The sequence below is a fragment of the Nonomuraea sp. NPDC004702 genome (genome assembly GCF_053601695.1).
In genome coordinates, this window is record NZ_JBSGCE010000131.1 from 1 (window position 1) to 13,353 (window position 13,353).

The following is a 13,353-nucleotide window of genomic DNA, read 5'->3' on the forward strand; positions in this document are numbered from 1 at the left end:
CTGACTGCCGGCGGGAGGTCGAGTCGATGCGGGCGCTGAAGTCGCGCCTGCGCCACGGAAAATGGGGAGCGCCATTCCCTCGGCTCGAACTCGAAGCCCTCCGGACCGCATGGCGCAACCACACCGCACGCCCGCCCCAGCCCGAATAGCTGCTCCAACGTGTGAAGTTCAGCCGAACCACACACTTGTTGGCTCGAACATGTGCGATTTTCCGAAGGGTTTGTTGCTGGTGACGATCAAGCTGGCGCGTTCGTAGCGGCTGAAGACCAGCTGGAAGAACAGGTTGGCGGCCTCGGGCTCGAACGGGATGTAGCCGACCTCGTCCACGATCAGGACCGGGATGCGGGCCAGCTTGACCAGCTCGTCTTGGAGTTTGCCGGCGCCGTGCGCGTCGGCCAGGCGGGCCACCCACTCAGCCGCGGTGGCGAAGGCGACCCGATGCCCGGCCTGGCAGGCGCGGATCTCGAGCCCGATCGACAGGTGCGTCTTGCCGGTGCCGGGCGTGCCGAGGAAGACTACGTTCTCCCGGGCGGTGACGAAGTCCAGCGTGCTCACGTGGGCGATGGCCTCGGGTTTGAGCGAGCGCTGGTGGTCGTAGTCGAAGTCTTCAAGGGCTTTGCGGGCTGGGAAGCGGGCAGCGCGGATGCGGGCCTCGCCGCCGTGGGAGTCGCGGGCGGCGACCTCGCGTTGCAGGCAGGCGGCCAGGAACTCCTCATGCGTCCAGGACTCGGCGCGGGCTCGTTCGGCCAGCCGTTCGACGGCGGCTGCCAGCGACGGCGCCTTCAGCACCCGGGTCAGATTGGCCAGCTCGGCGGCGACGTTGCGGCCGCTCGGGGCTGCTGTCGACGCGGTGGCAGCCGCAGTGCTGGTGGTTCGTGCGGCCATCACGCCACCCCCTCGACGCCGAGCAGCGCGTCGTAGTCGCTGAGCTGGCGCTGTTCCACCTCGGTGTCCACCGGCGCGGCCACGGCCTGCAGCCGGGCTGCGCGCAGCGCCGCCGCGGCCCGCGCGTGAGCGGGGTCAGTGAGCGTCTGGTGGACGTCCCAGCAACGCTCGTGCCGGGCCGCCACCTGGCCGGCGCAGGTCATCGTGACGTGCTCCAGGTCGGCAACGACCTCGACCAGGCGCCCAATGGTCGAGGGGTGGACGGGGTAGTCGTTGGAGGCGACGCGCACGTAGTGATCACGCGCCAGCCGGGTCGCGCTGCGCCAGCCCACGGTCGGCGGCACTGGCGGCAACGCGACCATCGCCGCCCGATCCGCGCCGATCCGGTCAGCCGGGCGGCAGTCCAGACGCCGATGATGGCGGTGGTTGGCTCGCTGCAGCCAACCCTCCAGCTGGGTATTGAAGTCGTGCGGGCCGGAGAAGGCGCGGCCCGGCAGGAACGAGGTCTCCAGATAGCCGTTGGCCCGCTCCACCAGCCCTTTGGCCTCCGGATCGGCCGGCACTGCAGGATGCGAGCACCCAACGTGCCGCGGAAGGCTTCGGCGTCGCGGGTGAGCTGCGGGCGGCCGCCCTTCCACGCCCCGATGGCGCCCTCGTTGTCCCACACCAGCGTCTTCGGGGTAGCGCCGAGCAGGGACAGCAGCGCCCACATCCCGGCGAACAGATCCCCCGCCGCCCGGGAAGGCAGCATCCGGGCCAGCAGCCAGCGTGAGTAGCCGCAGACCAGGACCAGCACCGGCAGGCTCATGCCCCGGTCGGGGCCGACCGGGATGCGGGTCGGCGGGAACCATAGATCGCGTTGGGCCAGCTCGCCCGGCTGGTAGCTGGTGCGCGAGGCCGGATCGACGGGCCGGTACTCCGGCCGGATCTGCCGGACGCGGTCCTTGAGCACGGTCATCGACCGCTGCCAGCCGATCCGCTCGGCGATCACCGTCGCTGGCATGTCCGGCCACTGCCGCAGCAACTGGCGGATCTGCGGTTCCACCGCATCCACGATCGACTTCTTACCCGGCCGTTGATACTTCGGCGGCTCCTCGGCCGCCAACGCCCGCCGCACCGTGTTCCTGGCGATGCCCAGATGCCGTGCGATCGCTTTGATCGGCATGCCCTCGGCTCGGTGCAACCGGCGGATATCCGCCCAGTCCTCCACCTTGATCACCCTCCAGAGTGAACTGTCTTGCCGCCGTCATCGACATTGCCTCCGGCCGGATGGCCGGCTGGGCGACGGCCGATCACCGCCGCCCACCAGGCGGGTGACCTTCCGTTCGGACAAGGGCTGTCAGCTCGGGTCGGGGTTCGGTTGTGGGTCGGACGCACCAGCCAGTGCTGGGACAACGCGCTGGCCGAGTCGTCCTTCGCCACGCTCGAGGGCGAGCTCCTCGACGCCCAGTCCCGGCCACCCATGCTGCCGCCCAGCGCGACCTTCGAGTTCATCGAAAGCAGGTACCTTCCGCACCGCTTGCACAACAGCCTGGGCTACCGTAGCCCCGCCGACTTCGAGGCCGCCGCAGCCTGAACACCACAACGATGGTGTCCGTCGAGGCGGAACAAGCTCACCCTGCTTCCAGTGGCGAAGAGTGCCACTTCTGGGTTCCGCGACGCCTGATGGGACGTGGAGCGATAATTTCGGGGGCCATTAATCAACAAAGATCCGCTCGCGCAGCGGTTTGGCCTCGAGGGGCGCAGGTTAAGGCGTCGGACACATGTGTCAGCTCAGGCCAGAGCCCCACCGCAGAGTCCTGGCTAGGAGATTTTCTCAGCTGAAGACGTCGCAGGGACTCCGGAGATCTACCGCCGCGAAGTTAATCCTCTCGCGCTGGCCCTGGGCCAGCCAGAGAGTCTCTACGCCCGCCTTGCGAGTTGAAGCAACTCGCCTTCCGAGCTGCCGCCAGCGCGCTCGGAGATTGAGGCCAATCGTCGCCAAGGAGCGCACGACCAACCGGGCGGCGAATTGCGCCTCTGTCCCTACTGCGGTCTTCAGCGTCAGGCGCCTGTGCCGAAATCGACGCCAAGGCTCTGACACGAGGTCTTGAGCAGCACTGCGGCCCTACCTCCGCTTGAGGCGGGGCCGCGAAACTCTTCCCCGCTCAACCCTTGGGCCAGTCCTCACGCTGCTTTACGTACGTCCCTCGCTGGGGCACGGTGTAGACCCAGCCGAGTTCGCGAAGGTGCTTGACTGCCTGTCGCGCTGTTCCCTTTGCTACATCATGTTCCTGCATAAGCGTGGTCTCGCTGGGGATGGGCAAGTCAGGCTTTAGCTCGCCAGCCTTGATACGCACGATGAGCGCCTCCGCAATCTCGCGGTGCGGCAGTGTGCGGCGCGTGATCCGGGGAGCATCAGGCGGCCCGACGAAGCTCCCCTTGCCTTGCACGGTATAGATGACTCCCTGCTCCCGCAGGTACTTGATGGCGAGACGCACAGTGACGCGCGAGACCTGCTGCTCAGCCATGAGTTCGGTTTCACTTGGCACCTGATGGCCAGGTGCAAGCTCGCCGTTGTCGATGCGGCGTCTGATCTGCTCGGCAACCAGCTTGTAGACCGGCACGGGACCCCTGGGATTGTGCACGGATCGCAAAATAGATGACCTAGTACGAGCCCTCCCTTACCGATACGCATGAATGTGTGTCCTAGTACTGCAACTTGCGCTTCTGTGACGTGTACTAGACCAGTTAATACATGTTGAGCTATCGTGGCCACATGGCCTTCCCCTACTTGTCTAGCCTCGAGCACCCCGCCACCTCCGGCGGAGAAGGCATGCCTCCCGTCACCGCCGACAACACGCGCCACGGCGGACCGCACCCAGACATCCTCCAGCACCGGAACTGTGCAACGGATGAGCTGATGCCGCTCGACCAGTGGCGCCGCCTCATCGCCGCCCGCCTGCGTCCCAGCGTCGCTCCGTACATTCCTCTCCCCGCGTCCGGCTGGCAGGTGGGAGACCTGTGATGGGCTTCCTCTTCTGCCTGGCATGCGGCGACACCGTCGAAGAGAACGCCTTCGGCGTCTGGGAAGGCTCCACTGGCACTGCCTGCCGCGCGCACACAGACGGCCACCTGATTGAGCAGGCCATCCCGGACCAGGAGCGCTGGGCGTGAGCAACCTCCGCCACATTCTGGACGACTGGGCGCCCGACATGCATGTCTGGTCGTGCCGCATCGAGGTCGACGATGAGGGCAACTGGTGGCTGACCCAGGACGGGAAGCGCCGCACCTACTCGCGTTGGAGGCCCGCGGATGAGATGGCCGCCTTCTCAGTGGTCGCCCTGCTGTACATGCTCAACGAGGCCGGCGAGACGCCTTTGCCAGACGCGATCGCCGCCAAGGCGTCAAAACGGGATCAGGACGCGCTCAGACGAAACTTCAAGTCGCGGGGCTTCAGCATCCTGATCCATCACCTGCTGCGCTGACTCCGCGAACCACCCACTCTTCCAGTGCTCTGTCCCTCAAGTAGGTAGTTAGAACGGCGACGGCGCTGCTGGATATGTGGTCGGGCGACCCCAGACTTAGAGATCAACGTGTGCATTGATATGGGCGGTCGCCACGGCGGCCGCGTAGGTGATCTCTTCGGGATCGCCAAGGCATGCCCGGCCAGGGCTTGGCGGCGGGAGATGCGCCATCAGGCTTGTCGCGGATGGAGCCTCCGAGCGCCATACGGGATGGACACCCCGCTGGATACGTGGATGCCGAGCCCTTCGCGAGTGGAGACGCTGTCACGGCTGGTCGGGGTGTCGGTGACCGCCTGCGGCGGGCCGAGCGCCATCGACGGTCACCTCGCGCGACAGCGCCAGCTGGCGGGGCCTCCTGGCCCTGTCAGAAAAAGGCGGCCCACCGGGACGATCACGGCCCAGGTCTTCTCCGGTCCGCCGCTGTAGGTCAGGGCCGCTGTGACATGTCGTCCCCCAGGGCTCTTTTCAGGGGTGGAGTCGGAGATCCGGGGCAGGACAGGGCCGGGCTCGCTGGCAGCCCTGGCCGTCACTGCCCGCAGCGGGCACGCGCGGAGGGCGATGACGAGGTTCTTCAGGGGCGAACTGTGCGTCATGGCTGATGGCCCAGGAGCGGGTGCGCCGCCGGCGCACTTCCTCGGCCAGCAGGATCCGCCCCACTCGCGAGCGCACCACGGCGAGGCCGTCCCCGCGGGCGGCCTCGGTCAGGGTATCCAGCGTCCAGGCTCCTGGTCCGGTCTCGTCGGACGTGGCCAGCGGACCGATTGGCTGATCACGCTTCGGCTGGCCCTGTAGTGAGATGTGGGTCAGCGCGGTGATCCGCGAGCGGTCCGCCTCGTTGATCCGCCGTCTCCGGGCGGTACCGAGGCGATTTCCCAGTCCGTCCAAGCCCTCTAATCTGAAACGCGCCAGCCAGTAGCGAACCGTCGTCTCCCTGCGAGCTCATGGGCGATCTGTGGCACCCGAAGCCGCTCCAACTCGCGCGATGATCTACGCTCGCCGTATCCAGTCGGCCCAGGGCATGCCGCGCACCGGCCAGCTGGCGGACTTCGTCTTCCTCAGTGTGGTACGCACCTTCTCGCGCGGGTGCGGCCCGATGATGCCGGAACGGCGCATCATCCGCGCGATCCGCTGGTAGCTGACCGTGTGGCCCCGGACCCGCGACTCGGAAGTGACGCGCGGACCACCATGAGCGCCGTCGAACCGCATCATGGATCCGCCCGATCTTCTCCGCCAGCGCGGCATCGGCCGCGGCCCGCTCCGCCCGGGACCCGGGCTGGCGCGGGCGCGATCCACCGGTAACAGCCCGAGCGGGACACCTGCAGCACCCAGCACAGCCGCGTGACGCCCAAGACGCCCCGATGGTCGACGAACTGAAGGCGGTTCAGGACCCGTAAGGCAATTACCGCTAGTTCCACTGCGACCGCGGTGAGTGCCATGCTAAATGGCCTTCCATGGCAATATCTGAGACGCTCCTGGCGGCCCCGGATGTGAAGTTCACAGCCGTGCTGCCGCATCTGGACGAGCGGCAGCGCCGCCTCTATCTGGCTGCTGAGGCCGATGCGCTGGGGCATGGCGGGATCGTGGTGGTGGCCAGGCCGGCAGAGGTATCGGAGTCGACCATCACGCGGGGACGTCTCGAGCTCGCGGGTGGTGCACCGGTTCTGTCCCGGGTGCGTTGTCCTGGTGGCGGACGAAAGCTGGCTGCTGAGCGTGACCGGGCCAGTGCCGGCGCTTGAGGCGTTGATCGAGCCGCGGGAGATCGGTGATCCGTTTTCTCCGCCGCGCTGGACCACGGCCTCGTTACGGGATTTGGCCCGGGAGTTAACCGCGGCAGGGCACCCGATCAGTGCCCCGGCAGTGGGCGATCTGCTGCGCCCGGCAGGGTGCAGTCTTCAGGGCATGGCCAAGCGGCGCGCCGGCGGCCAGGTCCGCGACCACGACGCGCGGTTCCAACACATCAACGCCAGGGTCGAACGGCTCCTCGCCGACGGTTTGCCGGTGGTGAGCGTGGACGCGAAGAAGAAGGAACCGATCGGTGACTTCGCCCGAGCCGGCGGCACCTACCGGTCCAAGACGAAGCCGATTACGGCCCCCGATCACGACCTCACCATCGCCGATACCCCGGTTGTGATCCCGCATGGCGTCTATGACTTGGGCCAAGACATTGGCTGGGTGAACGTGGGCACCGGCCGCAACACCGCGGCGTTCGCAGTGCAGTCCATCCACCGCTGGTGAAACCGGCAAGCCCGAGGCTACTACCCGACGTGACCCGGCTGCTGATCACCGCCGATTCGGGACGAGCGAACTCCGCCGACTCCCACCTGTTGAGGAACGACTTGGCCGCCTTCGCCGACGAGAGCGGGCTGGCCGTCACCGTGCCGCACTTCCCGTCGGGGACATCGAAGTGGAACAAGGTCGAGCATCGCTTGTTCTCCCGCATCACCCACAGCCCGCGCGGACGGCCCCTGACCAGCTACGAGGCGCTGCTGCGGAGCATCTCGGCCACCCGCACCAGCACCGGGCTGACCGTCAGCGCCGTCCTGGCGATAACGACTACCCCACCGGGCGCACGCTCACCAAGGAGCAGTGCCAGGTGCTCCTGCGGCGCGTCCAGCGCGACGACCTACACGGCGAATGGAATTACACCATCGGCCCCTACGACCCCAGCACAGTACCCTCGGCCGAACCTGACCAAGCGAAGGCGCCCCCGATCCCGACCGAGGGCGCCTACCCGCTCGCCCACCCCACCCTGACCGGCATGACCCGCGACCAGTTCGACCGGCTCGTGGCCGAGCTCGAGCCCTGGCGGAAAACCCTGGCCGAGGCCGAACGCGAGAAGCGCAAGGGTTTCAACCGGCGCATATACAACCCTGGCCTCGGATTCCTCGACCACAGACACCGCGTCCTGGCCGCTGCCCTGAGGCACCGCAACACCGTCACGCTCACCCTGGCAGCCCGGCTACTCGGCCGAGAGCGCAGCACCCACAGCTTCCACGCCCACCGGATCAGGCCTCTGCTGGGCTTCGCCGCCCCCGATCTCGCCGCCAGACCCACCCGCCCCACTTAATCGAGGCACTCCAGAACGAGATCACCGCCTACGAAACCAACATCAAACCGGGGAGTAGTTGGTTGACGGATCCTCACCAGTTCGTCTCTCCCGCGAAATACTTCGCGGCCCGCGCAGAGTCTCACACTCCAGCTCCAGCCCCCGGATCCGGGCTCTGAGCTGCCTCTTCTCCTCTTCTAGCACGCCGTGGACGATAGCGGGCCACACGTCGACTTCCCCGCCGGGCCCCGCGCCTTGACGCTCGCGCTGCAGTCCGCACGCCCCTGACGCGCTCAGTTCTACGGCGTCTCCCGGCTGATCCCCAGATCGTCGGTCAGCGGAGCCAGCGTCCATCCTGGATTGGACAGATACAACGCGACGGCGTCCGCCTTGAACTCCGGTAGACAAGGCTTCGTCTCCGCGTGGAACTCGTTGTCTCCGAATCTCCATGGTCCGGCCCTCAAGGTGTCCTGAGTTCGAGGGTCAGGCGGTGTTGTCAAACCTCCTGTAGTCCTCCGCCTGGCGTTGCTCTGCCAACAACTCCCGCAGGGTCAGGCGGATGGGAGAGTCATCGAGGTTGTCAAGATCGGACACGATCGAGGACCCGTCGATGAGATCGCTTCGTTGCGGCACCATGGCCCCTTCCTCTGCTGGTCGAAACCCGCCGCCTCGCAAGGCGTCAGCGGCGCGGAGCGCTGGCGCTGAAGTTTCGCGGAGGACGTTGATCGGGGAGTTGCTGTCTGCGTGTCGGCATTGTTGGCTCCAGTGTAGCTGAGCGGGGTGCGTTAAACACTGAGGTGTTTTCAGGGGCTCTTTTCATCCCCCTATCCAGCTCTCCTGAGCAGGACTTATATCGCGTCTACTGTCCCGGCTCAGCTGTCGGGAGGTCCGGATCTCGCTGCGGGCTACAGGACTCCCCTTCGCCAGTTATCGCTCCCGACCTACGGAAATAGGATAAAAATGGCACAGTGCAACAGTTTCTATGAATTGGGGATTTCTTGGACATCCAAGGCTGGAAAAAGACGCGGAGTCCCTGAGCCTTTTTCATCCTCCTTGCCCGGCTCTCTAGAGCAGGAGTGATGGCGCATTTACCCGTCCAGCTCAGCTGCCGAGGTCTGAGTCTTATCGCAGGCCCCAAGGTTCACCTTCGCCAGCCACTGCTCCTGACCTGCGACAATAGGATGAAAAAGGCTCCCTGTTAGAAGAGCTCTCGCCCCAAGGTATCCCCGCTACCGGAGGGCTCCACATGATCGCTTATCACGCCACGTTCGACGTTTCCCTCGCACTCGTTCAGTAGGTAGCCCGCTCCCGCGTGAAGAACACGGGCGGCACGCCGAGAGACAGTCGGGTCTTGAGTCTCTTCCGGCAAGAAGTCATGCTGGCGCGCTGGTTCCACGGCGAGCAAGACATCCCCAAGCCCGGCCGCGATCACGGCGTCACAACCTACCGCTCCATACACGAATGAATCGTAGTCCTCGCAGCTCAAGCCTCAGGTCCTTCTGCGCCCTTGTCCGCGCCCGCGCCGAAGGACTGGCGCGTGTGATCCTGTGCGGCATCCTTTATCCCGATCAACCGCCACGCCGAGCGGCCTCTCAGCGTCAAGGGCGATCACATCGACGCCTGATACTCCGGCAAGGCCCGCCAGCACGCCGGCCATCTCCAAGCCCTCTTGGCACCAGCTGGCCCGCCGTTGTCGATCGGCGATATCGAGCCCGGCTTGGTCCATGACCTGTTCGCCGTGCCTTGTGCCGGTGCGGCTGGCTCGTGTGTGTGAGGGCGGTTCCACACATATCTTCTTCTTTACCGAAAGGGCACATGACCACAGCGCAACGCGGGCCAGCCGGCCAGCACTTCCATGGCTGAGCCGAAGAGGCAGGCTGAGCGGCCTGCGGCGAAGCCGTCCAACGAGGTGACCCTGAGCGATGTCCTCGCGGACAGGTATCGGGGTGATGGTGTGGCGAGTCGTGGCCTGCTCCGAAAGAGAACGCCGTCAGGCGCGACCATGTGGACCTGTCGCGCCTGGGGGCGACGACGATGTCCCTGCGAGGCTGACCAGGCTGTTCAAACGAGACTCCTTCAGCGTGGTCACCACTCGCTGGTGGAACACCTGGGGCGAGTCCGATCGGGCCAAGTTTCAAGGGCACGGACTGGCAGCCCCTCCAGATGTCGGCGCCCTTGATTGAGGCGTACTATCGCAGGCCAGGCCACAACGCCCTGGCCGAGATCCGACAGAACGAATCTCTGATGGGCGCGACGGTCACCGACCGGATGCGCTTGTGGATGGGGCGCGAAAGCAACGACAAGGCGGGAGCAGACAAGCCCGGCAGGCTCCCGAGAACGTGGCCGACTTCGAGCTCTACAGCAACTGGGAGGCGCTTGATCTGGCCGCCTACTTGAGAAGCGGGTCCTTCAGGACGTCCAGCCGCACCCCAAGTACCGCCCCCAGCAACAAGAGTGTCATCCAGCTCGGCTGGCGACCTTCGGCGTCTACCCGGCGACTGTGTCGGCCAACCCTGGAGTGGAGGCTCACCACGCCCGCCACCCATCCCAGTCCGACGATCGAGAGCATCCCGACCCCGAGTCCCGCTATCGCGAACCAGGAATTGTCGGTGACTGCGCCCACGGACAGGAGACCGAAGAGGCGACAGAAAAGCCCCATCTCATGACTAACCACCACTCATGAACGTGGCCGTAGTGGCGAGCCTCTTTTCGACTCACCGGTAAGGGTGGATGCGCCTCGGGGCACAGTTCCTCATCGCCTAACCAGGTGCCTGGTCCACTCACACCTTGATGGTAGCTCTTGGAGATCGGAAGGTGACGTTTAGTGCATATAGGCAAGAGCTGCCATCGGCACGAATCTGCATGCAAGTGAGTGAGGACACGTAATCAACCCTGAAGCTCACCCATCTCAGTGCGGGCCTCGCGCAGCTTCTCGTACGCCTTGCGGGCCTTCTCGGCTTCAGCGCGACCGCTGTACCAGGACGCCTGCAGCTTCGGGAACCATGACCCGACCTTGTCCGGGTTCCTGAACAAGAACACCACCAACGAGATCACGCCTGCTCCTCCCGCACCGGGCAAGAGGAGATCGATGGCAAGCGGGCCGCTCATCGCGATCTGCCGCGGCGACAGGCAGCACTTGCATGGATGTCTCTCACGAGGCCCCCATCTGGGTCGTAGAGCAAGCCTTATGAACTCCTCTACAAGCGGGGACGAGATTGGCCCGGCTGCATATCGTGGGTAGTGATTACCGCACGATGCCGGAATGGTGCCCGCCACGTCTGGATCGCGAACATTGAGCACGATTCCAGCATTGGACAGTCGAACAGGTGGAGGAACATCTGATCGTCCGGCCGCCCACCCCGGAGGAGACTGCGGAGCTGATCATTTCCGAGGGAGCGCATGTCACTGAGGTGCACCAGACCGTACGGGCGATTCAGGGCGGCACGGACAACCTCGTTTCGGTTGATGCGGCCGACATCGTGTTCCCACCGACCGCAACGAGTTCACATACTTGATGGGCCGGCCGCGGTGACGCAAGGATTCGCCTATGACCGACGGTCCGTACTTGGTGGATGAGTTCGGCGAGCTCATCCCGCTCAGATCGGAAGGCTGCCCCAATTGCGGCCAGCAGTTCGCAACGCGGCAGGCCCGGACGTGCTGGAAGTGCGGTGCCCCGTTGGACGATGGAGAGCAAGCCGACAACAGCGTGCAACCCCCGCCGAAACCCCATGACGGGGGCTGATACATAACCTCAAGCGGCAATGTTCTCCAGCAGATACGCAACCTTGACCGAGGAGCTGCGCTCAAGAACGATCACACAGACATCGCAGAGTCGTTCTCTTGGGTATCAGGCGGCGGGCGGGCGCCGCCGTACCCCCGGCCCTCCGCCCGCCCGCCGTCTGGGCGTGCGGCCTGAGGGGGGTCCCGAACGGCGGCTGGACACAGGACCGGCCGCCGCGCGCCAGCCCCACCGTACCGATCGAACGCTCTGACCAAGGTTGCCGCGCCGCCTTACAGATGCGGCCGACGATCGCCACCGCACGGCTGGCCGCGATACGTGATTGGGGGCTGATCGACCATCCAGGGTTCGCACCACACCTTGACTCACCGAGCAGCGTGGTCGACCTCAAACCAGGCGAACGACGCCACGCGAACGCATGCGCCATGACGCCACAGCGACGAAATGGGCTGCCGCCAACGAGGCCCGATGTGTGTCACCATCTCCAGATGGCGAACCGTCATGATCGGATTCAACGGGTCGGAGCCTATGCGATATGCGTCGGCGAAGAAGCCTCCATACTTCTGTCCCGGTACGCAGCACCGGACTGTCGTTGGGGTCCGCCGGGTGGCGGCGTGGAGCACGGGGAGCATCCCGCTGACGCGGTTGTCCGCGAAGTGCATGAGGAGACGGGATACCTGGTGAAAGTCGTCCGGCTGCTCGGAGTTCACTCCAACGTATGGCTTAGCCCGGATGCCGAAATCCACGCGACGAATCTGTTGTACGAAGTGGCCGTGGTCGGAGGGTTCCTCCAGAACGAAACCGGTGGCAGCTCTGACCAAGCAGCGTGGATCTCGTTGGCGGAGCTACCGGAGCGACGCCGTACGGAACTTCTCGATGTTGGTCTTGATCTGTTTCGGTGTTCCCCTCCTGATGGTCGCAGTGTTGCGACCGCGTAGCGGTGGTTCGAGCGTCCACGGTCAGCTACCTGAATCAGCCGGGGCGCGGCCTGGGTTGCAATCTAGGGTGCTCCAAAGCCGTTCAGGCGAGACCGGGTATACCCGCTGACCTGCATTGATCTGTCCGGAACGATTCGAACTGGACCTTAACAGGTGGACATTTACGAAGCCATCTACAGATCATCGGGCACGGGCCGCGCGCCGGAGCGGACCGTCATCCCCGGTGTAACCCCTGCCTTCTACCTGAGCCCAGGCGACGCCTTCCACTTCCCTGCGCGACCTTCATGGGCAACGAGCACGCCACCGACAAGTTCGACTCAGCTGTGGCCCGGTTCGCCACGACACGGTGATCACCACAGCGAGTCTCGAAACAAGCACGCGACCCAGCATTTCGACCATGCCGCCACGATGTTCGGCGACTTAGCCGGGATCGAATTCAAGGCGGTTTCCGATGTGCCAGGCCAGGCCGATGCCATCGACGAACTCGTCATCGACTTGGGCACGAACACCCTTGCTCTGGGGATCGATAGCGTTCCGGTAGCCCACGTGGCGATCGACCTCACATGGACCGTGGCCAAGACCTACGCCGTCAGCCGGCTGCTCGACGGATGGGCGGAGCGTTTCGAGACCGGCGTGGAGAAGCCCTACGCAGACATGTCGACTACGTCGAACGGAGTATTCGTAAATACCTGTGGATCGGTGGTGAGCCTCGTTACGCCTCGAGGTCTTGGCGGCCCTTTTCGGCGAGTAGCTGACGGAGTCGTTTGATCTCGGTGATCAGCCGAGGGATGTCTTGGCGAGCGTTCGCGATGAACTGGGCGTTCTCATCCCAGCGTGCGTCGGCGACATCGACGTAGCGAGGTTGCTGGATGAGGGTTGCGGCCACGATCTCGCGATGATCGAAGTCCGGCCAGCGTTCACCGTAGCCGGTGTCGGGAACGGTACTGATGGCCACGAGGTTCATGGCATCCTCGTCGTCGAGAAGCCGGATGAACCACGGCCCTGGAGTTGCCGCCTCGGCCAGTTCTTCAATCGCAGCCAGTTCCTCATCGGTCAGCGGCTCGTGGCTCGTCATCAGGCTGCTCGCTCCTCACGTTCGATCAGGCGCCCCTTCTCAAAGTGGGCTCCGGCGCGGGCTAGGTGTATTGACCCGCAGGGTTGTTGACGCGGGTGATCGGTGGGTGGCCGCCGAGTGCGGTGTGGCATCGATGGTGGTTGTAGGTGTGGAGAAAGTCTTGC

15 protein-coding genes and 4 pseudogenes are annotated in these 13,353 nt (G+C 65.2%); 11 read left to right on the forward strand and 8 right to left on the reverse strand.

Features of this window, described 5'->3' with window-relative positions; genetic code table 11:
* Positions 1–168: 168 nt before the first annotated feature.
* Complete coding sequence (gene istB / locus ACWEJ6_RS52620) at positions 169–885, reverse strand: IS21-like element helper ATPase IstB (protein WP_452433199.1); 717 nt, start codon at positions 883–885, stop codon at positions 169–171.
* A pseudogene (gene istA / locus ACWEJ6_RS52625) lies at positions 885–2,104 on the reverse strand (IS21 family transposase). Before istA ends, istB begins: the two are co-directional and overlap by 1 nt.
* Before the next feature lie 141 nt (positions 2,105–2,245).
* Between istA and ACWEJ6_RS52630 the strand changes: the two are divergent.
* Positions 2,246–2,461: a hypothetical protein gene (locus ACWEJ6_RS52630; protein ID WP_452433201.1), complete on the forward strand. Its 216-nt coding sequence runs from the start codon at positions 2,246–2,248 to the stop codon at positions 2,459–2,461.
* 571 nt (positions 2,462–3,032) lie between these two features.
* Here the strand turns inward: ACWEJ6_RS52630 and ACWEJ6_RS52635 are convergent.
* The gene (locus tag ACWEJ6_RS52635; protein WP_452433202.1) at positions 3,033–3,491 is read right to left on the reverse strand and encodes a GntR family transcriptional regulator; all 459 of its coding nucleotides are present in this window, start codon (positions 3,489–3,491) and stop codon (positions 3,033–3,035) included.
* A gap of 152 nt (positions 3,492–3,643) precedes the next feature.
* On the opposite strand from ACWEJ6_RS52635, the gene ACWEJ6_RS52640 reads away from it, so the two are divergent.
* The 3 genes from ACWEJ6_RS52640 to ACWEJ6_RS52650 are packed head-to-tail and all read left to right on the forward strand — an operon-like array spanning position 3,644 to position 4,352.
* A complete protein-coding gene (locus ACWEJ6_RS52640; protein ID WP_452433204.1) occupies positions 3,644–3,892 on the forward strand; it encodes a hypothetical protein in 249 nt (82 codons plus the stop codon).
* On the forward strand, positions 3,892–4,041 hold the full coding sequence (locus ACWEJ6_RS52645; protein ID WP_452433206.1) for a hypothetical protein: 150 nt from the start codon (positions 3,892–3,894) through the stop codon (positions 4,039–4,041). The genes ACWEJ6_RS52640 and ACWEJ6_RS52645 overlap by 1 nt, the downstream gene beginning before the upstream one ends.
* Positions 4,038–4,352 carry a hypothetical protein gene (locus ACWEJ6_RS52650; protein ID WP_452433208.1) on the forward strand — a complete coding sequence of 105 codons (315 nt, stop codon included), beginning with the start codon at positions 4,038–4,040 and terminating at the stop codon, positions 4,350–4,352. Before ACWEJ6_RS52645 ends, ACWEJ6_RS52650 begins: the two co-directional genes overlap by 4 nt.
* 504 nt (positions 4,353–4,856) lie before the next feature.
* On the opposite strand, the pseudogene ACWEJ6_RS52655 reads toward ACWEJ6_RS52650, so the two are convergent.
* A pseudogene (locus tag ACWEJ6_RS52655) lies at positions 4,857–5,303 on the reverse strand (hypothetical protein); the annotation flags it as partial.
* 70 nt (positions 5,304–5,373) lie between these two features.
* Between ACWEJ6_RS52655 and ACWEJ6_RS52660 the strand changes: the two are divergent.
* Together ACWEJ6_RS52660 and ACWEJ6_RS52665 are read left to right on the forward strand one after the other, a co-directional pair.
* The gene (locus tag ACWEJ6_RS52660; RefSeq protein ID WP_452433210.1) at positions 5,374–5,526 is read left to right on the forward strand and encodes a hypothetical protein; all 153 of its coding nucleotides are present in this window, start codon (positions 5,374–5,376) and stop codon (positions 5,524–5,526) included.
* A 316-nt stretch (positions 5,527–5,842) separates the two neighbouring features.
* Positions 5,843–7,517: pseudogene (locus tag ACWEJ6_RS52665) on the forward strand (ISAzo13 family transposase); the annotation flags it as partial.
* 403 nt (positions 7,518–7,920) lie between these two features.
* On the opposite strand, the gene ACWEJ6_RS52670 reads toward ACWEJ6_RS52665, so the two are convergent.
* Positions 7,921–8,073, reverse strand: a complete 153-nt coding sequence (locus tag ACWEJ6_RS52670; protein WP_452433212.1) for a hypothetical protein — start codon at positions 8,071–8,073, stop codon at positions 7,921–7,923.
* Between the two features lie 1,485 nt (positions 8,074–9,558).
* Between ACWEJ6_RS52670 and ACWEJ6_RS52675 the strand changes: the two genes are divergently transcribed.
* Positions 9,559–9,834 (forward strand): phage terminase small subunit, encoded by a 276-nt coding sequence (locus ACWEJ6_RS52675; protein ID WP_452433223.1) that lies wholly within the window; start codon positions 9,559–9,561, stop codon positions 9,832–9,834.
* A gap of 489 nt (positions 9,835–10,323) precedes the next feature.
* Here ACWEJ6_RS52675 and ACWEJ6_RS52680 read toward each other — a convergent pair whose 3' ends face one another.
* Positions 10,324–10,491: a hypothetical protein gene (locus tag ACWEJ6_RS52680; RefSeq protein WP_452433214.1), complete on the reverse strand. Its 168-nt coding sequence runs from the start codon at positions 10,489–10,491 to the stop codon at positions 10,324–10,326.
* Between the two features lie 272 nt (positions 10,492–10,763).
* Here ACWEJ6_RS52680 and ACWEJ6_RS52685 point away from each other — a divergent pair, with 272 nt between their 5' ends.
* The 4 genes from ACWEJ6_RS52685 (at position 10,764) to ACWEJ6_RS52700 (ending at position 12,882) form a co-directional block, all read left to right on the forward strand.
* Positions 10,764–10,952, forward strand: a complete 189-nt coding sequence (locus ACWEJ6_RS52685) for a hypothetical protein (protein ID WP_452433216.1) — start codon at positions 10,764–10,766, stop codon at positions 10,950–10,952.
* Between the two features lie 32 nt (positions 10,953–10,984).
* Positions 10,985–11,179 carry a zinc ribbon domain-containing protein gene (locus ACWEJ6_RS52690; protein WP_452433218.1) on the forward strand — a complete coding sequence of 65 codons (195 nt, stop codon included), beginning with the start codon at positions 10,985–10,987 and terminating at the stop codon, positions 11,177–11,179.
* 485 nt (positions 11,180–11,664) lie between these two features.
* Positions 11,665–12,114, forward strand: coding sequence for an NUDIX hydrolase (locus ACWEJ6_RS52695; RefSeq protein ID WP_452433219.1), 450 nt, complete (start codon positions 11,665–11,667; stop codon positions 12,112–12,114).
* Between the two features lie 153 nt (positions 12,115–12,267).
* Positions 12,268–12,882 carry a hypothetical protein gene (locus tag ACWEJ6_RS52700; RefSeq protein WP_452433220.1) on the forward strand — a complete coding sequence of 205 codons (615 nt, stop codon included), beginning with the start codon at positions 12,268–12,270 and terminating at the stop codon, positions 12,880–12,882.
* Here the strand turns inward: ACWEJ6_RS52700 and ACWEJ6_RS52705 are convergent.
* Together ACWEJ6_RS52705 and ACWEJ6_RS52710 are read right to left on the reverse strand one after the other, a co-directional pair.
* A complete protein-coding gene (locus ACWEJ6_RS52705; RefSeq protein WP_452433222.1) occupies positions 12,827–13,189 on the reverse strand; it encodes a hypothetical protein in 363 nt (120 codons plus the stop codon). The two genes, ACWEJ6_RS52700 and ACWEJ6_RS52705, sit on opposite strands and share 56 nt — an antisense overlap.
* 61 nt (positions 13,190–13,250) lie before the next feature.
* A pseudogene (locus ACWEJ6_RS52710) lies at positions 13,251–13,353 on the reverse strand (IS481 family transposase); the annotation flags it as partial.